Annotated in this window: 19 protein-coding genes; 9 read left to right on the top strand and 10 right to left on the bottom strand. The window is 67.7% G+C overall.

The window, feature by feature from the left end:
• Positions 1-31: 31 nt before the first annotated feature.
• The 7 genes from ACN27E_RS11660 (at position 32) to ACN27E_RS11630 (ending at position 8,090) form a co-directional block, all read left to right on the top strand.
• Positions 32-1,165 (top strand): extracellular solute-binding protein, encoded by a 1,134-nt coding sequence (locus ACN27E_RS11660; protein WP_422749219.1) that lies wholly within the window; start codon positions 32-34, stop codon positions 1,163-1,165.
• 22 nt (positions 1,166-1,187) lie between these two features.
• Positions 1,188-2,537 (top strand): flavin monoamine oxidase family protein, encoded by a 1,350-nt coding sequence (locus ACN27E_RS11655; RefSeq protein WP_422749218.1) that lies wholly within the window; start codon positions 1,188-1,190, stop codon positions 2,535-2,537.
• Positions 2,538-2,587: 50 nt separating this feature from the next.
• Positions 2,588-3,343: a FadR/GntR family transcriptional regulator gene (locus tag ACN27E_RS11650; RefSeq protein ID WP_422749216.1), complete on the top strand. Its 756-nt coding sequence runs from the start codon at positions 2,588-2,590 to the stop codon at positions 3,341-3,343.
• Positions 3,343-4,047 carry a cache domain-containing protein gene (locus ACN27E_RS11645; protein WP_422749214.1) on the top strand — a complete coding sequence of 235 codons (705 nt, stop codon included), beginning with the start codon at positions 3,343-3,345 and terminating at the stop codon, positions 4,045-4,047. The genes ACN27E_RS11650 and ACN27E_RS11645 overlap by 1 nt, the downstream gene beginning before the upstream one ends.
• 162 nt (positions 4,048-4,209) lie before the next feature.
• Positions 4,210-5,385 carry an NAD(P)/FAD-dependent oxidoreductase gene (locus ACN27E_RS11640; RefSeq protein WP_422749212.1) on the top strand — a complete coding sequence of 392 codons (1,176 nt, stop codon included), beginning with the start codon at positions 4,210-4,212 and terminating at the stop codon, positions 5,383-5,385.
• 9 nt (positions 5,386-5,394) lie between these two features.
• A complete protein-coding gene (locus ACN27E_RS11635) occupies positions 5,395-6,930 on the top strand; it encodes an aldehyde dehydrogenase family protein (protein ID WP_422749210.1) in 1,536 nt (511 codons plus the stop codon).
• Complete coding sequence (locus ACN27E_RS11630; protein ID WP_422749208.1) at positions 6,930-8,090, top strand: aspartate aminotransferase family protein; 1,161 nt, start codon at positions 6,930-6,932, stop codon at positions 8,088-8,090. The genes ACN27E_RS11635 and ACN27E_RS11630 overlap by 1 nt, the downstream gene beginning before the upstream one ends.
• A gap of 80 nt (positions 8,091-8,170) precedes the next feature.
• Here the strand turns inward: ACN27E_RS11630 and ACN27E_RS11625 are convergent, their stop codons facing one another.
• The 3 genes from ACN27E_RS11625 to ACN27E_RS11615 form a co-directional block, all read right to left on the bottom strand.
• Positions 8,171-9,520, bottom strand: coding sequence for an NAD-dependent succinate-semialdehyde dehydrogenase (locus tag ACN27E_RS11625; protein WP_422749206.1), 1,350 nt, complete (start codon positions 9,518-9,520; stop codon positions 8,171-8,173).
• A 61-nt stretch (positions 9,521-9,581) separates the two neighbouring features.
• The gene (locus tag ACN27E_RS11620; RefSeq protein WP_422749204.1) at positions 9,582-10,442 is read right to left on the bottom strand and encodes a universal stress protein; all 861 of its coding nucleotides are present in this window, start codon (positions 10,440-10,442) and stop codon (positions 9,582-9,584) included.
• A 15-nt stretch (positions 10,443-10,457) separates the two neighbouring features.
• Positions 10,458-11,969: an APC family permease gene (locus ACN27E_RS11615; protein WP_422749202.1), complete on the bottom strand. Its 1,512-nt coding sequence runs from the start codon at positions 11,967-11,969 to the stop codon at positions 10,458-10,460.
• A 76-nt stretch (positions 11,970-12,045) separates the two neighbouring features.
• Here ACN27E_RS11615 and ACN27E_RS11610 point away from each other — a divergent pair, with 76 nt between their 5' ends.
• A complete protein-coding gene (locus ACN27E_RS11610) occupies positions 12,046-12,984 on the top strand; it encodes a sigma-70 family RNA polymerase sigma factor (protein ID WP_422749201.1) in 939 nt (312 codons plus the stop codon).
• Here ACN27E_RS11610 and ACN27E_RS11605 read toward each other — a convergent pair.
• Positions 12,929-13,519: a carboxymuconolactone decarboxylase family protein gene (locus ACN27E_RS11605; RefSeq protein ID WP_422749199.1), complete on the bottom strand. Its 591-nt coding sequence runs from the start codon at positions 13,517-13,519 to the stop codon at positions 12,929-12,931. The two genes, ACN27E_RS11610 and ACN27E_RS11605, sit on opposite strands and share 56 nt — an antisense overlap.
• A gap of 79 nt (positions 13,520-13,598) precedes the next feature.
• Between ACN27E_RS11605 and ACN27E_RS11600 the strand changes: the two genes are divergently transcribed.
• The gene (locus ACN27E_RS11600; protein WP_422749197.1) at positions 13,599-14,753 is read left to right on the top strand and encodes an AI-2E family transporter; all 1,155 of its coding nucleotides are present in this window, start codon (positions 13,599-13,601) and stop codon (positions 14,751-14,753) included.
• Between the two features lie 8 nt (positions 14,754-14,761).
• Here ACN27E_RS11600 and ACN27E_RS11595 read toward each other — a convergent pair whose 3' ends face one another.
• From ACN27E_RS11595 to sdhC, 6 genes are read right to left on the bottom strand one after another with little or no spacing between them, the layout of a single operon-like run.
• Positions 14,762-15,991 carry an NRAMP family divalent metal transporter gene (locus ACN27E_RS11595; RefSeq protein ID WP_422749195.1) on the bottom strand — a complete coding sequence of 410 codons (1,230 nt, stop codon included), beginning with the start codon at positions 15,989-15,991 and terminating at the stop codon, positions 14,762-14,764.
• Positions 15,988-16,833 (bottom strand): magnesium transporter MgtE N-terminal domain-containing protein, encoded by an 846-nt coding sequence (locus tag ACN27E_RS11590; RefSeq protein WP_422749193.1) that lies wholly within the window; start codon positions 16,831-16,833, stop codon positions 15,988-15,990. Before ACN27E_RS11590 ends, ACN27E_RS11595 begins: the two co-directional genes overlap by 4 nt.
• A gap of 33 nt (positions 16,834-16,866) precedes the next feature.
• Positions 16,867-17,658: a succinate dehydrogenase iron-sulfur subunit gene (locus tag ACN27E_RS11585; RefSeq protein WP_422749191.1), complete on the bottom strand. Its 792-nt coding sequence runs from the start codon at positions 17,656-17,658 to the stop codon at positions 16,867-16,869.
• Between the two features lie 34 nt (positions 17,659-17,692).
• Positions 17,693-19,486 carry a succinate dehydrogenase flavoprotein subunit gene (gene sdhA, locus ACN27E_RS11580; protein ID WP_422749189.1) on the bottom strand — a complete coding sequence of 598 codons (1,794 nt, stop codon included), beginning with the start codon at positions 19,484-19,486 and terminating at the stop codon, positions 17,693-17,695.
• A gap of 9 nt (positions 19,487-19,495) precedes the next feature.
• Complete coding sequence (locus tag ACN27E_RS11575) at positions 19,496-19,969, bottom strand: succinate dehydrogenase hydrophobic membrane anchor subunit (protein ID WP_422749187.1); 474 nt, start codon at positions 19,967-19,969, stop codon at positions 19,496-19,498.
• Between the two features lie 38 nt (positions 19,970-20,007).
• Complete coding sequence (sdhC, locus tag ACN27E_RS11570; protein ID WP_422749819.1) at positions 20,008-20,406, bottom strand: succinate dehydrogenase, cytochrome b556 subunit; 399 nt, start codon at positions 20,404-20,406, stop codon at positions 20,008-20,010.
• Between the last annotated feature and the right edge of the window lie 259 nt (positions 20,407-20,665).

The raw sequence follows: 20,665 nt of genomic DNA, 5'->3' as shown, positions 1-20,665 counted from the left end.
GGTTAAAACAACCTCGCCCAAAGGAGCGGCCATGTCAAGAGCGAAAATGAAGCGAGCGGCAGCGGTCTTGACCGTGGCAGCCTGCAGTGCCCTAGCCGTCGCGTGCGGCAATTCGCAGGCGCCCGCTCAGGGCGCCGGAGACTTCGATCCCGCGGTGTTTCCCGACTCGACGTTCAAGAACCTCTCCGGCTCGCTGACCTGGTACGACTCATCGGGCGGCCTCACCACGGAGGCGAAGAACGAGACGGTGTGGAAGGACTTCACGGCACTGACGGGGTTGCCCGCTCAGGCTGAGTTCACCGACGGCACATCAACGAAGTTCCGCGCCGCCGCCGAGGCCGGCAATGTGCCCTGGAACCTCATCGAATTCGGCACCGGTGGCGAGTACTTCCAGGCGGCACAGGCCGGTCTGCTCCGGGAGATCGACACCAGCAAGGTCCCCGTCGACACGCTCGACGGCGCCAGCGTCGACAAGTTCGGCATCAGGGTGGAGGACAACGCATCGGTACTCGTATGGAACACCAATGCGCTGAACGGGAAACGGCCGACATCGTCGGCCGACCTGTTCAATGTCGAAGAATTTCCCGGGAAGCGATGCCTGTACAAGTATCCGGTGAGCGGCGGAACCATGGAGGTTGCGCTGCTCGCGGACGGGGTCACACCCGAGCAGATGTACCCGCTCGACGTCAACCGCGCGCTGACCAAGCTCGGCACCATCAAGAACGACATCGTCTGGTGGGAATCCGGTTCGACGGTTCTGCAGCTGCTCAACAACGGCGAGTGCGCCATGGGAATGGTGTGGACCGGGCGCATCTATGACGCCATCGTCAATCAGAAGTTGCCCCTGGAGTTCACCTGGAACGGCGGCCTGACGACTGCCGCGTACTTCGCCGTCCCCAAGGGCGCACCCAATCCGGATGTCGGACAGGCGGCGATCGCCATGTGGCTACTGGACCGCAAGGGCCAGATCGGCTTCGTCAACCGGACGACCTACACCACCGCCATCAAAGACCTCGGAGCTTCGGAATACGACGCGAAGGTGCAGCCGTATGTGGTGTCGAAGCAGAACACCGAGGGCGCCAACACGGTGAGCGAGAGTGCCCGGTACTACGCCGAAAACCTCGATCCGGTGTCGACCGCTCTGGCCACCTTCCAGTCTCAGTAATCCGGCTCGACGAAGGAGAGAAATGCATCGCCTGGTGGAACAGCCCGCCGGCCAGTACGACGTCGCGATTCTCGGCGGCGGCTTCGCCGGGGCAACAGCCTCGCGTCGGCTGACGCAAGCAGGACTGCGCGTCTTGATCATCGAAGCGCGCGATCGACTGGCCGGACGGATGTGGTCGGAAGACGACTTCTTCGACGGCCACGCCGTCGAGTGGGGCGGCGCGTTCATGCTCGACCGGGCGAGCTATCCGTTGACCTGGAGGGAGATCGACGAGCACGGATTGGCGCTCGAGTGGGGCTCGCTCGAGGAGACGACGCTGATCTGGCTGACCGGGGGGAAGCGCCGGGTCGGTCCGATGCCGGTTCCGGTGGACGAGCTCGCCTCGTTGGAGCGACTGATCATCCGGATATCTGCGCTGGCCGCACGGATCGACCCCCAGCGGCCGATCGAGGAACAGGACATCGCCGATCTCGACGTGCCCTGGCCGGATCTGCTCGGCGATCTGGTGCTCGGACCACACACGCGCGAACTGTTCTGCGCACACATCGTCACATTGGCCGGTGACGCGTGGGAGGTGCCGTCGGCGCTGCCGCTATTGGACAGCGTCGCCAGGAGCGGCTCGGTGTCGGCGGCGACATTCTTCGCCGCGCCCTATGACACTCCGATGGCTCGCACTCTCGGGCCCCAGCTCGCCGGCGGGACAGGCGCCCTGCATGCGGCGGTCATGTCCGGTTCGGATGCCGACGTGCTGCTGCGCACCACGGTCACCGGCGTGACCGACGCCGGTGACACCGTGCAGGTGCACACGTCCGGCGGCGAAATCATTGTCGGCGCGGTGGTCTGCGCGTTGCCGATCGGCGTGCTGTCCGACGTGCACTTCAGCCCCTCGCCTTCGGATGACCTCCAGCGGCTGGCGGCTCAGGGGGTGGCCGCTCAGGCGGAGAAGGTGACGGTGTTCGTGAGCAACTGCCATCAGCCGTTCTACGGGCATGGGATCCCGCCGGAAGGCGGATTCGCGACGGCCTCTACGACATACCACCAAGGCGACCGCGGCATCGTCGTCGGTTTCACCTCTTCTCCCGGGGTGCTCGACATCGACGATCATGCGGCGGTGGAACGGGCTCTGCGGCACTACGTACCCGGAATCACGGTCGATGCCGTGGCTTGGCACGACTGGGCGGCTGACGAATTCGCCCGGGGGACCTGGAGTTACCTGCGGCCCGGCCAGACCACCATGCGGCCGGCCGCCAGACGGCCCCACGGAAGGATCACCTTCGCCGGGTCGGACTTCGACTCACGCCTCGGTGTCGAAGGGGCGCTGCACACCGGCGGCATCGCCGCAGAAGAAGTGTTGGGCATACTTGGTCGCTGAGCCGGCGACCGCGGTCGGTTGAGCCACGACAGGAAGATGATAGGAACTCGATGGCCGTTCCGCAGACATCGGACATCCTGCGCGAGGTGATCTTCAGTCCACTCGAACACGGGGGACGTACCAAGCTGATCTTCGATCGGCTGCGCAATGCCGTCGCATTGGACGTCTTCAAGGACGGCGAACAACTCCCGCCCGAGACCGAACTCGCCGCGCAGCTCGGTATCTCGCCGGTGACGCTGCGCGATGCGCTCGGACTCATGCGGGAGGCCGGCCTGGTCGAGACCCGGCGTGGCCGCACCGGCGGCAGCTTCGTCCGGCGAAACGCCTATGACCCGGTGGCGCACGGTCATTCGCAGCTGGAGGAGATGTCGCTCGTCGACCTGAGAGACCTCTCCGACTGGCGGATCTCGCTTGCCGAGGCGGCGGCATCGCTGAGTGCACAGCGAGCGTCCGACGATGAGGTGAATGGACTGGCTGAACACGTGTCGGCTTTCGCCGGGGCGCGGGACTCGGCGGTGGCGCGTCGCGCCGAGGGCCGGCTGTTCATCGCTCTGGCCGCCGCATCGCAGTCGGTGCGCCTCACCCGGGCGACGGTGACGTGCGTGATCGATTACGGCCCGCTGTTGTCGCTCGCATACCAGAAGGCGAAGTGCCGCAGGTCTGTCGCGCGTCAGCACAGCTTGCTGGTCACGGCGGTCAGCGATGGCGATCGGGAGGCTGCGAGGGCTGCGGTTCGCGAGGCGGGAGCGGACGTGGCGCTCGAGATAGCCCGACTCCGAAGCGAAGTGAGCGTGAGGAAGACCTGATGAGTCGTCGTGGCGGCAATGAGCAGAGCATCGTCGATCTGGCTGCCCAAGTGGCCAGTCGGATCGACAAGGTGGTGGCAACACTGGCGGCGGCGGCCGCCGAAGCCCCCCGCAGTGGTGCGGACTTCGAGCACTTCGTCGACGCGACCCGACAGCTGCTGTCCGACGGCGACCCCGGCTTGGCGCTTGCTGGTGCGGGATACGCCGTGGAGTACGTCGATTCGGCACGTGCGCCCGCCATGGTGTGGTGGGTGCGTCGTGGCCAAGCCATCGCCGAACGGACGCACAGCGTCGATCCGGATTCGGAAAGCTTCTACGATTACGCATCGCTGCGCTGGTTCAGAACCGCCAGGGACAGCGCTGCGCCGACGTTGTCCGGACCCTTCATCGACACCTGGGGCTCTGACGACTACACGGTCACGGTATCTCAGCCCGTTACCGGCGATTCCCGCCTGCTGGGTGTGATCGCCGCCGATGTCGAGGTCCGTCGGTTCATCGATTCGCTGACCGCCGATCTGCGGAGAATCTCGGCACCGTTGACGTTGGTCAACGAGGCCGACCGCGTCGTCGTGTCGACAGTGCCGTCGTTGAGTACGGGGCTGCCGATCCGTCCGCGTTCCGAGCGGGGGCAAGCCGATCCGCCGTCGCTACGCCGCTACCCCGTATCGGATTACGGATGGTCGGTCGTGTCCTTCGGGGCGTGACGCGCTGCGTGGGCGGGCAACCGATTGCGCGTCAACGGATTTGGCCAGACGTAGTGCCTTGCGTTTAAAACAACTCAACTATAGTATTTGTCGTATCGGACGTCGGCACCGAGAAGTGGCCGCGTCGGCCCGCACCTCGAATCACTCACCGCTGGAGGCGAAATGGCTAAGACACCTGCTGTGGTGGTGATCGGTGGCGGTGTTCTCGGTCTGTCGACCGCATTGGAACTCGTGGACCGCGGTGTCGACAACGTGGTCGTCATCGAACGTACCCACCCGGGCGAGGGATCCTCTGGGCGGTCGGTGGGCATGGTGGAGACACAGTACTTCCGTGCCGATGACATCGAGGCGCGTGTCCACGGCCGGCGGTACTACGACCGGATGGCGGATCAGCACGGGCTGCACTTCGTCGCCTGTGGCTACCTGCGCCTGGGATCCAGCGCGGCCGATGTCGAGGTGTTCGAGCGCAGCCTGGAGATTCAACGTGGCTTCGGGGTGAGCGACGCACACGTGCTCTCCGCTCAGGACATCTCGCGACGGTGGCCCCAACTCGTCACCGACGACCGCGTCGGCGGCCTGTACGGCGCATCCGACGGTCATATCGACGGCTACGAATTCTGTAGCATCGCTGCGCGCTTGATCGTCGAGCGCGGTGGCCGCGTGTCAGTGAACACCGAACTGCTCGGGGCCGATCTCGCCGCCAATGGTGGTTGGACACTCGACACCACAAAGGGCACCTTCGCCGCGGACGTGGTGGTCAACGCCGCGGGGGCGTGGGGAGCGCGCGTCGGTGACCTCCTGGAAGCCGCCATACCTTTACACCCCCAGCTGCACGGCGCCATCACCGTGAACCTTCGTCAACCCATGGAACCACTGCTGCCGTTCGTCATGGATTACGTTCCCGACTCGGGCACCGACGGCGTTTACTTCCGTTCCGAGCGTCCCGACCAGTTGATCGCTGGTCTGCACACCGACGAGGGTGTGCACGATCCGGTGTCTCCGGACATCCGCCTCCGGCGGGTCAGTGACGACGACGTCGAGCAGGTCCTGACCTTGATGGCCGAAAGGCTCCGTACGCCAGACGATCTGGCGGTCAGCGGCAGTTGGCAGGGGATCTACCCGATGAGTCCGGATCACCGACCCATCGCCGGCCGTCATCCCCGGCAGCCCACAGTCGTCTGTGCGCTGGGCGCGGGCGGATCCGGCATTCAACTGGCCCCGGCGGTCGGTCTCGTCGCCGCCGAAGCGGTACTCGAGAAAGAGCCCACGTTCGCCTGGAGCCACACCTGGTCGCCCGGTCGTCTCACCGCCGACATCTCCGAACGCCCCACCTCCTGAAAGGTTCCCATGTCGACCCTCAACTACGGAAGCACCTCATTGCCGGCAGAGATGGACCGCGAGTTCGAGACGGCGCTGGCCGCGCAGCGGGCCGACACGCCGGAGCCCTTGGGACACGTCATCACCGGCGCCGAGCGTCGGGAGGGGCCGGTGTTCGAGCGTCGTGATCCCGCCGATCCTCGGCGTCTGATCGCGCGCGTTCATACCGCAACGGGGCAGGTCGTCGATGATGCGGTGACCGCCGCGCGTGCGGCCGGCGCCGGTTGGCGCAAGACGCCTTACTCCGAACGGGCGCAGGCCCTCAGAGCGGCGAAGTCCGCGTTCGTCGACAACGCCGTCGAGGTCGCGGCGGTCATCTCCGCCGAAACCGGCAAGTCTCGCATCGAAGCGCTGGCCGAAGCGCAGGAGTCGGCCGATCTCATCGAGCACTACTGCACCGAGATGGAGTCACACGACGGATTCGTCACGCCGCTGCAGGCCACCGCCACCGACACGACGACCGATGTCCTGCGGCCCTACGGGGTCTTCGGCGTTCTGGCGCCATTCAACTTCCCGGTCGCACTGGCGGTCAACATGACTGCGGCCGCCTTGGTGACCGGGAACACCGTCGTGCTCAAACCGTCCGACAAGACACCTCGTTCGACAGCGCTGGCAGCGCGCCTGCTGGACGCGTCGCTTGCGCCCGGCGTCCTCAACGTCGTGCAGGGCGGCGCCGACACCGGCCGACTGCTGGCGGAGTCCGGCGTCGACGGAGTCGCTTTCACCGGCTCGGCGCAGGTCGGCTGGAACATCATCCGGCACCTGTCCGCCGGTGCGTACGGCAAACCGGTACTCGCCGAAATGGGAGGCAACAACCCGGCCATCGTCATGGCCAGTGCCGATCTCGACGATGCGGTCGAGGGCATCGTGCGGTCGGCCTACGGATTCTCCGGCCAGAAGTGCAGTGCCACCCGGCGTGTGGTGGTCGACCGCCCGGTGCACGACGAGCTGGTCGCCCGACTGTCGGCGCGGATCGACGAGCTCGTCGTCGGTGACCCCGCCTCCGCCGCCGTATTCGTGGGACCGCTGATCGACGAACACGCCGCGGCCAGGGTCGACGCGGCGCTCTCCACCGCACGCGCCGACGGCGGTACCGTCATCAGTACGCCGAAGCCAGAGGGGCCCGGTCACTTCGTGTCGCCGACCGTCATCACGGGTCTGCCGCGCGGTCATCGCTTGACCCGGGAGGAACTGTTCGCTCCGGTGGTCACAGTGACCGCGGTCGACGGCTTCGACGACGCCATGGCCGAGGCCAATGGCGTCGACTACGGCCTGTCGGCGGGAATCTTCAGCGCCGAACAAATCGAGACCGAACGCTTCCTCGACGAGATACAAGCCGGGGTGGTCTACGTCAATCGGCGCGAAGGCGCGACCACCGGCGCATGGCCCGGGCTGCAGTCGTTCTGCGGATGGAAGGCCAGTGGCTCGTCGGGCAAGGGAGGCCTGGGTCCCTGGTATCTACCGGGTTTCATGCGCGAGCAGAGCCGCACCATCAGCACCCGCTGATGGCTGCGGCCGATGAGATCTTCGACCGCGCGGTCGAGGTCCTGCCCGGTGGGAACACCCGATCCACCTTGTTCGTCGCGCCCCATCCGCCCTATGCCGTCGCGGGGGAGGGCCCGATGGTGGTCGACTCTGCCGGACATCGGACGATCGACTGCAACAACAACTACACCTCACTGATCCATGGGCACGCTGATCCACAGACGCTGGCTGCGGCGGCCGAAGCGGCCGCCAAGGGGACGGCGTTCGGGCTACCGACTGCTTACGAGGTCGACATGGCCGAACTGCTCCGGAGCCGGACCGGGTTGGCGCAGTGGAGGTTCTGCAACTCGGGAACCGAAGCCGTCATGATGCTGATTCGCGGCGCCCGGGCGCATACCGGTCGCAATCTGGTGGTGCGGTTCGAAGGCAGCTATCACGGGACCTATGACGGCGTGGTGGCCACCGATGCACCCGGGGTGCCCGACAGTGCCGCCGCGGCGTCGATCGTGCTGCCGCAGAACGACGTCAGTGCCCTGCAAGCAGCCATGCGCCGGCATGGCGACCAGGTCGCCGTCGTGCTGCTCGATCTGATGCCCAACCGCGCCGGCCTACGGCCCGTCTCGGGCGAGTTCGCCGCGGCCGCGCGCGAGCTGGCCACCGCGTACGGTGCCTTGCTCGCCATCGACGAGGTGATCACGTTCCGCCTCGGCCCCGGCGGATTGCACCAGGCGTATCACCTCGCGCCCGACCTCGTTTCGCTGGGCAAGATCATCGGCGGCGGGTTCCCGGTCGGCGCCGTCGGTGGCCGAGCCGACGTGCTGGCCGCCTTCAGTCCGTTGGGCGCCGGACCGGTGGCCTGGGGAGGCACCTTCAGCGCGAATCCGGTCACGATGGCCGCCGGCATCAGCACGATGCGCCGGTTCGAGGCGAATGACATCGCCGCTCTCAACGCCCAGGGCGATGGCCTACGTGAGCGGCTCGTGGAGTCCGGGGTCGAGGTCAACGGCCGCGGTTCTCTGCTGCGGTTGATCGTCGACGAGCCTGTCAGCACGTGGTGGCGGCTCTACGAGGCCGGAGTGTTGGCCGGAACGAACGGTTTGCTGGCGTTGTCGACGGCCATGACCGACGAGCACGTCGACCTGATCGCCCGCCGCGTCATCGGCGCGCTCTGCACGGGCTGACAGCAGGATGTGGCGAGACTGCGGGCGGCGGCCTGGGCAGGTTGCCCAGGTCACCAACCGCAGTCTCGGCGCCCGCCCGCTCAGACGATCCGAATGAGCTTCTTGTTGACGAACTCGTCGATGCCGAAGCGGCCCAGTTCCCGACCGAAGCCGGACCGCTTCACACCGCCGAACGGCAACTCCGCACCCTCGGCGCCGACGGCGTTGACGAACACCATGCCGGCCTCGATCCGGTCGGCGACCCGCTTGGCCTGCTCGCTGTCGGTGGTGTACACGTAGGAACCCAGACCGAACGGCGTGTCGTTGGCCACCTCGACGGCCTGCTGCTCGTCGGCGACCTTGTACACCGTGGCGACGGGGCCGAACAGTTCCTCGCGGTAGGCCGGCGAATCGGGAGTGACATCGGTCAGCACACCCGGCGGGAAGAAGGCGCCTTTGCGCTCTCCGCGGGAGGCCAGATGCGCGCCGGCGCCGACCGCGCGCTGGACCTGCTCGTCGAGCCGTTCGGCGGCGGCCACCGACGACAGCGGCGCCAGGCCGTCGGCCTTCTCGAGCACCTTCTCGGTGAATTTGTCGAGGAACTCGTCGTAGATGTCCTCCGCGACGATGATGCGCTTGGCCGCGTTGCAGGCCTGACCGGTGTTCTCGAAGCGTCCGTCGATGGCCGCCTCGACCGTGGCGTCCAGATCGTCGGTCGACAGCACGACGAACGGATCGGACCCGCCCAGTTCCAGCACCACCTTCTTGAGGTTGCGCCCGGCGATCTCGGCGACCGCCGCACCGGCCCGCTCGGATCCGGTCAGCGAGACACCCTGCACGCGGGGATCGGCGATCGCGTCGGCGATCTGCTCGTTGGTGGCATAGACGTTGACGTAGGCGCCCTCGGGATAGCCGGCGTCGCGGAAGATCTGCTCCAGCGCGGCCGCCGACTCCGGACACTGGGGGGCGTGCTTGAGCACGATCGTGTTGCCCAGCACCAGATTCGGGCCGGCGAAGCGGGCCACCTGGTAGTACGGGTAGTTCCACGGCATGATGCCCAGCAGCACACCGACCGAGCTGCGCCGGATGAGTGCGCTGCCTTCCCCTTCGAGCAGCTCGATCGGCTCGTCGGCGAGGAACCGTTCGGCGTTGTCGGCATAGTAGGTGTAGATCGCGGCGCTGAATTCGACCTCGCCGACCGACTGGTCGAGGGGTTTGCCCATCTCGCGCTGGATGATCCGGGCCAGGTCGTCCTTGCGCTCTTCATGCAGCTCGGCGACGCGGCGGATCAGCGCAGCACGGTCGGCGACCGTGGTGGAGCGGGACCACTCACGGTGGGCCTTGTCCGCCGCGGCGATGGCCTGTTCGATCTGCTCGTCGGTGGCCGTCGGATACTCCTTGACCAGCTCACCGGTCGACGGATCCACCACTGCGTACAGGGACGCACTCATCTCAGTCACTCCTTGTCGTTCCCGTCGGACGAATCCCGTCCGGCACTGTCCTGTCTACCTGTCAATCCATCCGCGGGACCACGATCACCGGCACGTCCACCCCGGCGAGGATGCGTGCGGCCGTGGATCCCAGGAAGATCCGCCGTGGCGCGGCGAACCGGCTCGAGCCCACGACCAGCAGGGCCCCGTCATCCCACTTCAGCTTCTTGAGCGCCGACTCGAGCGTCATCCCGTCGGCGACCAGCGATTCGATGCCGGGCACGTCCGGCAGAGCCCGGGCGGCGACCGCGAGGTTCTCCTCGGCCGCGACGACCTGCAGCTGTCGTACCTCCCGTGCGCTGCCCGCCTCGGCGAGGTTCTCCGCCGAGACCAGCGACAGCATGCGGATGCCCACATTCGCGGCGCTGGCCAGAGTGAGCGCGAACGGCAGCGGATTGTCGTCGCCGGGACGGGTGGGCACCGCGGCGGTCACGGTGGTCACCACGTCGTCGGGGTCCTCGGCGTAGCCGCGGGGGGCGAGTGCCACCGGGATGGGCGAGGAGTGCAGCAGCGCGCCGGTCACCGGTCCGATGGTGTGGCCGCCGAAGAATCCGTCGCGCGCTCCACCCACCACGATCAGGTCCGAGGATTTCTCCTCCGCGAAACCGACCAGCGACTCGGCGAAGGACTCGCCGACCGTGACGGTCGAATGGGCCGCCACGCCCGCGTCCGCCAGGGCCGTCACCGCCTGCTCCGCCCACCGCCGACCGCGCTCCACCAGCAATCGCTGGTACTCCGCGCGCCCCGGATGCCCGTCGGGCAGTTCCTCGCGCACGACGAGGACGACGTCGACCTGCGCGTCGAAGGTGCGGGCCAGGACGGCGGCCAGTGCGACGCCGTCGTCGCCGGTGGGGGTGGCCAGATAGCCCACAGTCAAGTGCATGGTGTGCCTTCGCTGTTAGTCGATGTCGGGAACCTTGACCTCGGTGGTGGCCGTGAGCGTCTCGCCGCGGAAGAAGCGCTTGGTGCCGAACGCGAAGCACAGCAGCATCAGCGGGATACCGAGCACCAGCATGCCCACACCGAGGACGAAGACGCCGCCGATCGGACCGTAGGCCGTGTAACCGTAATCGGGCTGGATCATGTCGACGGCGCTCTGCACGAAAGCCCACGTCATCGCCAGCGCGCCGAGTAGCGGGAACACGCCACGCATGAACAGGTTCCGCGCCGAGGTGAACAGCGTGCGCCGGAAGTACCAGACGCACGAGTAGGCGGTGATGCCGTAGTAGAAGGCGACCGCGAGCCCGAGCGAGGACACCGAATCCGCCAGTGCGTTCTCGGACAGGAAGCTGAGCACCAGATAGAAGAACAGTGCGGCCAGACCCATGACGATGGTGCCGAACGCCGGCGTCATGTAGCGCGGGTGGACGCTGGCGAAGCGCTTGGGGATGGCCTCGTACACCGCCATCGACAGGGTGCCGCGGGCGGTGGGCAGGATCGTGGTCTGCGTCGAGGACAACCCGGAGATGGAGACCGTCAACAGCAGAAGTGACGCCGCTATCGACCCCGCCACCGGCTCACCGAGGATGGTCAGCACGTCGTCGGCGTTCTCCTCGTTGGTCAGCCCGATCCCGGTGTCGCCGAAACCGGCGAACGACTGCACGGCGTAGGCGACCAGCACGTAGGTGCAGACCAGGATCAGGGTCGTGATGACCGCTGCGATGCCCGGTGTCCGCCCCGGATTCTTGGTCTCCTCGCCGACGGCCAGGCAGGCGTCCCAGCCCCAGTAGATGAAGATGCACAGGATGATCGCGGCCGCGATCGAGGAGGCGTCCAGCCCCGAGGGCCACAGCCACGACAGCGACGGATCGACCGCCTGCTCGCCGGCGGTGCCGGCGAACACGCGGACCAGCGCGATGACGCTGACGACGATCAGCACGCCGAACTGGATGGCGATCAACACGTTCTGCACGCGTTCGGACACCACGATGCCGCGCGCGCTGAGCAGGGTCATCGCCATGATGAAGAACGAGCCCAGCAGCACCTTGGCCGTGAGATTGTCGGCCAGCGCGTCCTGACCGAGGAACCGGAACAGGTAGATCGCCGCCACCTCGGCGACGTTGGCCAACACGATGATCGCCGACACGGCCAGGCCCCAGCCGCCGATCCAGCCGATCCACGGACCGAAAGCCTTTGCGCCCCAAGTGAAAGTCGTGCCGCAGTCCGGGGTGTCCTGCGACAGTTCCTTGTAGGCGAAGGCGACCAGCAGCATCGGGATGAAGGCGAGCACGAACATCGACGGCGCCTTCTCGCCGACGGCGAGCACGACGAAGCCCAGCGTCGCGGCCAGGCTGTAGGCCGGCGCGACGGCCGCGAGCCCGATGACCACGTTGCCGACGAGACCGAGGGCCCCTGCCTGCAGGCCTTTGCCGGTGGTCGCGGCGGCCGGCGGCGGTTCGGTTATTGCCATGGGCGGGAATATACGGCGGCGGGGTGGGCTGCGCGCAGGCTACGAACGATATTCGCCCGGTCCTACACTCGCGGTCATGAACGCGCAGGCGTCCGTCGGCGAGTTCGAGGCGTTGCGGCCGCATCTGATGGCCGTGGCGTACCGGTTGACGGGCACGGTGGCCGACGCCGAGGACGTGGTGCAGGATGCGTGGCTGCGGTGGCGGTCGGCGGGCGTCGTCCGTGACGAAATCGCCGATCTGCGAGCGTGGTTGACGACAGTGGTCAGCCGGTTGAGCCTGGATCTGCTCCGCTCGGCGGCGCACCGGCGGGAGACCTATGTCGGACAGTGGTTACCCGAACCGGTGGTGACGGATCTGCCCGGCGCCGATCCGCTGACCGCGGTGGTCGCGGCCGACGGTGCGCGCTTCGTCGCGATGGTGGTGCTCGAGCGGCTGACACCGGATCAGCGGGTGGCGTTCGTCCTGCACGACGGATTCGCCGTGCCCTTCTCCGAAATCGCCGAAGCGCTCGGGGTGACCGATGCGGCCGCCCGCCAACTCGCCTCACGCGCTCGACGCACCGTCTCGGCCGAACCCCCGCCCGCCCGCGATTCCGCCCACGCAGAGGTGGTCGGCAGGCTGATGGCGGCCATGGCCGCCGGCGACATGACCGCTGTCGTCGCGCTGCTGCATCCGGATGTCAGCTACACCGCGGACGCGAACCGCCGGGCGCCGACAGCCGCCCGCGTCATCCGGGGCGCGGACCAGGTGGGCCGGTTCCTCTTCGGACTGGCCCGCCGCTACGGTCCGCGGTTCGTCGAGTCGGTGCGCCCGGCTCTGGTCAACGGTGAACTCGGCCTGTACACCGCCGGGCTGGCCGCCGACGGTGACTGGCCGCAGATGGCGCCGCACATCCAGGCGATCACGGTCCGCGACGGGCAGGTGGTCGCGTTCTGGGATGTCGCCAACCCGGACAAGTTCACCGGGTCGCCGCTCCGTCAGCCCACGGCACCCGACAGCCATCCCCCGAGCTGAAGCCCTGTTCGGAGATGCCCAGTGCGGCGTTGATCCGGGCCCGCATGTTCTCCACGCCGACCTGGTAGGTCAGCTCGACGACGCCCTTGTCGCCGAATCTGCGGCGCAGGTCGTCCACCTGCTCATCGGTGACGGAGTGCGGATCGATCGTCATCGCCGCCGCGTAGGCGATCGCCGCGCGCTCGTCCTCGTCGAACAGCGGTGAGGTCGGGTACTCGTCGATCTGCTCGAGGCGCGCCAGATCCAGCCCCGCCAGGCGCATCAGCATGGCGCCGAAGTCGACGCACCACGAACATCCGATCTGGCGGGCCACCCAGTACACCGCCAGTTCCCGCACGCTGGCAGGCAGTGTCGTCGAGAAGCGCTCGAGCATGCCCTCGTGCAGGGCGGCCGCTGTCATCAGGCCACGGTGGTGGGCGTACACCGCGAACGGTTCGGGCACGACGCCGAAGCGGCGTGTGGCGTAGCGCCACATGAGCCGGGTGAACAGCGAGGCGCGGCGCGGGGGTAGGGGTTCGACGCGAGGTGTGGTCATGACAGTCAGACGAGACGGCCGAGCCGAATGTGACGGGGAATGGCACTTCGAACCGGGCCCGGGCGGGTATTGAGGAGGCGTGGACGACGAGACGCAGGCCTTACCCCAGCGCGGGACGGTGTTCGGTGCCCATCTGCGATCGACGGCGGTGGTGGCCGTGCAGTTCGTCGCGGTCGCCGCAGCGCTGTGGGTGCTGGCCTGGGTGGTCGGCAAAACGTGGACGATCATCCTGCCGGTGGTGCTCGCGCTGATCGTGTGCACCGTGCTGTGGCCGCCGGTGCGCTGGCTGCGGAACAAAGGGGTACCCCCGGCGGCGGCGGTCCTGCTGGTGCTCCTCGTCGCCGTCGCGGTGATCGCCGGCGTGGTCGCCGCGGTCGCGCCGGCAATCGTGCAGCAGTCCACCGAACTGGCCCAGCAGGCGAGTGCCGGTGTCGAGAAGGTTCGCGACTGGCTCGGCGGCCCGCCGCTCGACATCAGCGAGAACCAACTGGATTCGGCGGTGTCGGCGATCACCGACCGGCTCAACTCGAGCAGCGCGCAGATCGCATCCGGGGTGTTCACCGGCGTGGGCGCCGCGACGTCGGCGTTGGTCACCGCCTTCACCGCGATCGTCGTGACGTTCTTCTTCCTCAAGGACGGGCCGCGGTTCATTCCGTGGTTGCGCCGCAGTGTCGGCAGGCCGGCGGCACCACACATGGCGGAGATCCTCGAGCGCGTCTGGGCCGCGCTGGGCGGCTTCATCCGCACCCAGGCGCTGGTCAGCCTCGTCGACGCGGTGTTGATCGGCGCCGGGCTGGTGATCCTGGGCATCCCGCTGGCGTATGCGCTCGCCATCATCACGTTCATCGGCGGCTTCATCCCGATCGTCGGCGCGTTCGTCGCCGGCGGGCTGTCCGTGCTGGTGGCCCTGGTCTCCAACGGCCCGGTCGACGCGCTGATCGTGCTCGGCATCATCCTGGCCGTGCAGCAGCTCGAAGGCAACGTGTTGCAGCCGTGGTTGCAGTCGAAGTCGATGAAGCTGCACGCGGTGATCGTGCTGCTGGCCGTGACCCTCGGCGCGTCCACGTTCGGCGTCGTCGGGGCATTCCTCGCCGTGCCCGTCGCCGCCGCGCTCGCGGTGATCCTGCGGTACTACGACGAGCAGGTGGCCAAGCGCGCGGAGGGGGCCCCGTCGGCGGAGGAGGAGACGGAGCCGGAGGAGCCGTCCGCGACAACAGCACCCGACGGCGGGTAGGCGGCGGGTCAGCCGGCGATCGACACCGCGCCGAGCAGGGCCACGCACGCGACGATGAGGACGGTGACCGAACCGTAGATCAGCGTGGCGGCCCGACCCATCCGGTAGGAGCCCATCAGATCGCCGTCCCGGCCGATCCCGATCATCGCGAGCAGGAGTGGGATCAAGAGCACGGCGTTGAGCACCTGGGTGGCGACGAGGATCGTCACCAGCGGCGCGCCGGGGATCATCACGGCCCCGGCCCCGAGCACGGTCACCACCCCGAATGTGATGTAGAACGTCTTGGCGTCGGTCCACGAATCGTCCAGCGCGGCTTCCGAACCGGTGTAGTCGCACACCGAGTAGGCCGTCGACAGGGGGAGGACGGAGGCCGCGAGCAGGGCGGCGCCGATCAGCCCGACGGCGAACAGCGTTGCGGCCGCGTGCCCGGCGAGCGGTTGCAGGGCCACGGCCGCATCGGAGGCGTCGGTGATGGTGCGGCCGTCACGGTGCAGGGTGGCCGCGCAGGCCACGACGACGAAGAACCCGATGACACCGGTGAGGATCGCGCCGGTGAGCACGTCGACGCCCTCCAGCTTCAGATCCTCGGTGCGCAGCTTCTTGTCGACCGCATAGGACTGGATGAACGACAGACCCCAAGGTGCCAGGGTGGTGCCGAGGGTGGCGGTGACGATGGCGATGGCCTCGCGGTCGGGCGGCATCGTGGGGATCAGCAGCCCGTGCGCGGCCGCGCCCCAGTCCGGGTGGGCCAGCAGGCCAGAAGCGATGTAGGCCACGAACACCGTCGACAGCACCAGCAGGATGCGCTCGATGCGGTGGAAACTCCCGCGCAGCACGAGCAGCGACACCAGCAGCGCGGCGGCCGGAACGCTGATGGTGCGATCGACCCCGAAGAGCTCGAATCCCGCGGCGACCCCGGCGAATTCGGCGCACGTGGTCCCGACGTTGGCGACGAGCAGTGCGGCGAGAACCGCGGCACTGAGGCGAACTCCGTAGCGCTGGCGGACCAGGCCGATCAGTCCCTGACCGGTGACCACACCCATGCGCGCTGCCAGCCAGTGGAACATCACCAGCGCGACGGTCGACAACAGCAGTACCCAGAGCAGCTGATATCCGTGATCGGCGCCGAGCACCGAGTACGTCGTGATGCCGGCCGGGTCATCGTCGGACAGCCCGGCCAGCAGTCCCGGACCGAGGACCGCGAGCAGGGCGCCGAGCGTCCTCCCGCGCAGCTTCACCGGGCCCGTCCCGGATGGCGCCGACGAGGCCACACACGGAAGCGCAACAGATGCCGACCGCGCAGATAACCGGGGGTGGCCAGGGTGCGGCGCCAGTGCGCCGCCCGGGCGACGGGCATGACCGAGACGACGTCGGCGGCCCGGTCCTGCGGCAGGGCCCGCAACATCCGCTCTCCGACGGCTGGATGGCTGGCGTCGATGACGTCGGCCGCCACGGCGGGGCCGCTGGCGGTGAGCAGGTCGGCGGCCGACTCGGTGTCGAGACGGGCGACCAGGACCGCCAGATCACGCGCATCCAGCCGGCGGGCCGCCGACCGGGCAGTGGCCAATTGGGCGGTGTGCCCGCGGTCGCTGGTCAGATACAGATCCGACCAGGCGACGGCGTCATGGCGGAGCCGGGCGGCCGCTGACCGCCATCCGAGCCGCCGCAGCACCGCGCCGAAACCCACTTCGGCGGCGACGATCTCGACCCGGCCGTCGCGTCGGCGGGCGAGGATGACGTCGGCGACGCGGGCGAGGCGCTCGCCACCGATGTCCACGATCTGCGTGTCGAGGACGTCCCGCTTGAGCAGCAGCTCGTCGGCGGCGAGTGCGCTGGCGATCGAGGGGGCGGCATAGGCCGACGAGGAGTCGGATACGGCCACACCGTGTCGCCGCAGGGCCACGACCGCAGCCCAGGGCAGCAGCAGGTCCGGCTCGCGCCGTCGATGCACCAGGACGCGTTCGATCAGCGCAAGGCCGTGCGGCGCGCCTAGACGAAGGGTCAGATCAGCCAGGGAACCGATCGTCCGGCCGTCCGGGCCGCGGACGTCGCAGCCGAGGACCTCGCTCAGCAGGATCATGTCAGCAGCATGCCAACCTGATCTGCGGAACGGTCAGCGGGCGAACATGAGCGCGCGCTTGACCTCTTGGATCGCCTGGGTCACCTGGATGCCGCGCGGGCAGGACTCGGTGCAGTTGAACGTCGTACGGCACCGCCACACACCGTCCACCTCGTTGAGGATGTCGAGCCGCTCGGCCGCACCCTCGTCTCGCGAATCGAAGATGAACCGGTGCGCGTTGACGATCGCCGCCGGACCGAAGTAGGAGCCCTCGGTCCAGTACACCGGACAGCTGGTCGTGCAGCACGCACAGAGGATGCACTTGGTGGTGTCGTCGTAGCGGGCGCGGTCGACCTGGCTCTGGATCCGCTCCTTGGTCGGCGGGTTACCGCTGGTGATGAGATACGGCTTCACCGCCCGGTACGCGTCGAAGAAGGGCTCCATGTCGACCACGAGGTCCTTCTCCACGGGCAGTCCGCGGATCGGCTCGATGGTGATGGTGAGCTGCTTGCCGGCCTTCTTGGGCAGCATGTCGCGCATCAGCACCTTGCACGCCAACCGGTTGACGCCGTTGATCCGCATGGCATCGGATCCGCACACCCCGTGCGCGCACGACCGGCGGAACGTCAGCGTGCCGTCCAGATACCACTTCACGTAGTGCAGCAGGTTGAGCAGCCGATCGGTCGGCAGGCACGGCACGCGGAAGCTCTGGAAGCCCCCGGAGTCGGCGTGGGCGTCCGGATTCTCGGGGTTGAACCGGGCGATCTTGAGCGTCACCATCACGGCGCCCTCGGGCACCGGCGGCAGTTCGGGATCCTTGGTCTGGGGTTCGACAACAGCAGTCATGCTCGGACCTCGCTCTTCGCGCAAGCGCTCATCGTCAGTACTTCCGTTCCATCGGCTCGTAACGGGTCTGCACCACCGGCTTGTAGTCCAGTCGGATGTCGGAGAGCAGGTCGGAGACGGTGTTGGTCCCCCCGGTCGCTTCGCTCCCGCTCTTCGGGACCTTGTAGGCCATGGTGTGGCGCATGTAGTTGGTGTCGTCGCGGTTCGGATAGTCCTCGCGGGCGTGGCCGCCACGCGACTCCTTGCGGTTCAGCGCGCCGACGACGGTCACCTCGGCCAGTTCGAGCAGGAAGCCCAACTCGATCGCCTCGAGCAGATCGCTGTTGTAGCGCTGTCCCTTGTCGTGCACCGAGATCCGCGAATAACGCTCCTTGAGCGCGTGGATGTCGGTGAGCGCCTGCTTGAGCGTCTCCTCGGTCCGGAACACCGCGGCGTTGTTGTCCATCGACTGCTGCAGCGCGCCGCGGATGTCGGCGACCCGCTCGTTGCCGTGCTCGGAGAGGATGTCACCCACCCAGTTGACGACCATGTCGGCGGGCTGCTCGGGCAGGTCGACGAAATCGTGGCCCATGGCGTAGTTCGCGGCGGCGATGCCGGCGCGGCGGCCGAACACGTTGATGTCCAGCAGCGAGTTGGTGCCCAGCCGGTTGGAGCCGTGCACCGAGACGCACGCGCATTCGCCGGCGGCGTAGAGCCCGGGCACGATGGTGGTGTTGTCGCGCAGCACCTGGCCGTGCACGGTGGTCGGGATGCCACCCATCACGTAGTGACAGGTCGGATAGACCGGTACCAGTTCCTTGACCGGGTCGACGCCGAGGTAGGTGCGGGCGAACTCGGTGATGTCGGGCAGTTTCTGCTCCAGCACGTCCTCGCCGAGGTGGCGCACGTCGATGTAGACGTAGTCCTTGTTCGGTCCGGCGCCGCGACCCTCGAGCACCTCCAGCACCATCGAGCGCGCGACGATGTCGCGCGGGGCCAGGTCGACGATGGTGGGGGCGTAGCGCTCCATGAACCGCTCGCCCTCGCCGTTGAGCAACCGGCCGCCCTCACCGCGCACGGCTTCGGAGATCAGGATGCCCAAGCCGGCCAGACCCGTCGGATGGAACTGGTGGAACTCCATGTCCTCCAGCGGCAGACCCTTGCGGAACACGATGCCCAGCCCGTCGCCGGTGAGCGTGTGCGCATTGGAGGTGGTCTTGTACATCCGGCCCGAGCCGCCGGTGGCGAAGACGATCGCTTTGGCGTGGAAGATGTGGATGTCGCCGGTCGCCAGCTCGTAGGCGATGACCCCGGTCGCGACCGGGCCGCCCGGCGTCTCGGTCAGCGTGATGTCGAGTGCGTAGAACTCGTTGAAGAACTCGACGTCGTGCTTGACGCAGTTTTGGTACAGCGTCTGCAGGATCATGTGGCCGGTGCGGTCGGCGGCGTAGCAGGCCCGGCGGACCGGGGCCTTGCCGTGGTCGCGGGTGTGTCCGCCGAACCGGCGCTGGTCGATGCGCCCCTCCGGGGTGCGGTTGAACGGCATCCCCATCTTCTCGAGGTCGAGCACCGCGTCGATGGCCTCTTTGCACATGATCTCGACGGCATCCTGGTCGGCGAGGTAGTCGCCGCCCTTGACGGTGTCGAATGTGTGCCACTCCCAGTTGTCCTCTTCGACGTTGGCCAGCGCGGCGCACATGCCGCCCTGTGCCGCGCCGGTGTGGGAGCGGGTGGGGTAGAGCTTGGTCAGGACCGCGGTGCGCACCCGGGGGCCGGCCTCCACGGCGGCGCGCATCCCGGCGCCGCCGGCGCCGACGATGACCACGTCGTAGCGATGTTCAATCAACATGAGCTCTCCTTACGAGATGTTCGCGTCGAACGTCACCAGCACGTAGGTGCCGAGCACGAGGATGAAGATCATCGACAACGCGAGCAGGGAGTTCAGCCAGAACCGCGTCGAGTCCTTGCGGGCATAGTCGGCGATGATCGTGCGCAGACCGTTGCCGCCGTGCAGCTGGGCCAGCCACAACAGCAGCAGATCCCAGGTCTGCCAGAAGGGGGAGCTCCACCGCTGGGCGACGTAGTTGAAGTCGATGCGGTACACGCCGTTGTCCCACATCAACATCACGAACAGGTGGCCGAGCGCGAGAAATACCAGGACGAGGCCGGAGAACCGCATGAACAGCCAGGCGTATTTCTCGAAGTTCGGCATACCGCCGGCCCGTTTGGGGGCGCGCGGGTTGTCCAGGCTCGGCGGGCGGTCGTAGCTGCGCTGCATCACCGGCGCGGGGCCGCCGCGCTCGCTGAGGTGGTCGTACGGATTCTCGGCCATCACTTCAGCCCTTCTCCGGTCGCTTGGCTTCTGCTCACTTAAAGAAACCTCTCCGCCATGTGCATGCCGATGACCCCCACAGAGGCGATCAGCACCGCGATGAACACGCCGGCGACCACCCAGAGCATCCGCTTCTGGTGGCGCGGGCCGTCCTTCCAGAAGTCGATCAGGATCACCCGGATGCCGTTGAGCGCGTGGTAGAGCACGGCGGCGACGAGACCGATTTCCATCAGCCCCACGATCGGCGTCTTGTAGGTCTCGATCACGGAGTTGTAGGCCTCCGGGCTGACCCGCACCAGCGCGGTGTCCACGACGTGGACGAACAGGAAGAAGAAGATGGCCGCGCCGGAGATGCGGTGCAGCACCCACGACCACATGCCGGGATCTCCCCGGTAGAGGGTGCGTCGCTTCCTGCCGCGCGGCGACGGAACGTCGATATCCGGCTTGTTCCCAGTACCAACCGGGGTCGTAGTACTCACTGGGCCTCCAACGCCTTCGGTGGACGTCCGGGGCGACATGATCGAGAACCTCTGCTGGCCTTGACCAGTGCCCCAAAACCTCGGGGCGACTCTAATCCCCTTTGTACTGCCGAACGAACTAGCGTGTAGCCGTATGCCCCGCTCAACGGTCCCTTCTTAGGGTGTCCTATCTGCGGCGACGGGGGTGGCGACGGTCGCTTCGGAATGCATTCAGAGT

The organism is Mycobacterium sp. WMMD1722 (assembly GCF_049315205.1).
Lineage (GTDB): Bacteria > Actinomycetota > Actinomycetes > Mycobacteriales > Mycobacteriaceae > Mycobacterium.
This window is presented reverse-complemented; position numbering and strand designations above follow the sequence as displayed.

Bases quoted from the DNA above. Each gene is read 5' to 3' on its own strand.
- ACN27E_RS11660 (WP_422749219.1), top strand. From the start codon at position 32: ATGTCAAGAGCGAAAATGAAGCGAGCGGCAGCGGTCTTGACCGTGGCA.
- ACN27E_RS11655 (WP_422749218.1), top strand. From the start codon at position 1,188: ATGCATCGCCTGGTGGAACAGCCCGCCGGCCAGTACGACGTCGCGATT.
- ACN27E_RS11650 (WP_422749216.1), top strand. From the start codon at position 2,588: ATGGCCGTTCCGCAGACATCGGACATCCTGCGCGAGGTGATCTTCAGT.
- ACN27E_RS11645 (WP_422749214.1), top strand. From the start codon at position 3,343: ATGAGTCGTCGTGGCGGCAATGAGCAGAGCATCGTCGATCTGGCTGCC.
- ACN27E_RS11640 (WP_422749212.1), top strand. From the start codon at position 4,210: ATGGCTAAGACACCTGCTGTGGTGGTGATCGGTGGCGGTGTTCTCGGT.
- ACN27E_RS11635 (WP_422749210.1), top strand. From the start codon at position 5,395: ATGTCGACCCTCAACTACGGAAGCACCTCATTGCCGGCAGAGATGGAC.
- ACN27E_RS11630 (WP_422749208.1), top strand. From the start codon at position 6,930: ATGGCTGCGGCCGATGAGATCTTCGACCGCGCGGTCGAGGTCCTGCCC.
- ACN27E_RS11625 (WP_422749206.1), bottom strand. From the start codon at position 9,520: ATGAGTGCGTCCCTGTACGCAGTGGTGGATCCGTCGACCGGTGAGCTG.
- ACN27E_RS11620 (WP_422749204.1), bottom strand. From the start codon at position 10,442: ATGCACTTGACTGTGGGCTATCTGGCCACCCCCACCGGCGACGACGGC.
- ACN27E_RS11615 (WP_422749202.1), bottom strand. From the start codon at position 11,969: ATGGCAATAACCGAACCGCCGCCGGCCGCCGCGACCACCGGCAAAGGC.
- ACN27E_RS11610 (WP_422749201.1), top strand. From the start codon at position 12,046: ATGAACGCGCAGGCGTCCGTCGGCGAGTTCGAGGCGTTGCGGCCGCAT.
- ACN27E_RS11605 (WP_422749199.1), bottom strand. From the start codon at position 13,519: ATGACCACACCTCGCGTCGAACCCCTACCCCCGCGCCGCGCCTCGCTG.
- ACN27E_RS11590 (WP_422749193.1), bottom strand. From the start codon at position 16,833: ATGATCCTGCTGAGCGAGGTCCTCGGCTGCGACGTCCGCGGCCCGGAC.
- ACN27E_RS11585 (WP_422749191.1), bottom strand. From the start codon at position 17,658: ATGACTGCTGTTGTCGAACCCCAGACCAAGGATCCCGAACTGCCGCCG.
- sdhA (WP_422749189.1), bottom strand. From the start codon at position 19,486: ATGTTGATTGAACATCGCTACGACGTGGTCATCGTCGGCGCCGGCGGC.
- ACN27E_RS11575 (WP_422749187.1), bottom strand. From the start codon at position 19,969: ATGGCCGAGAATCCGTACGACCACCTCAGCGAGCGCGGCGGCCCCGCG.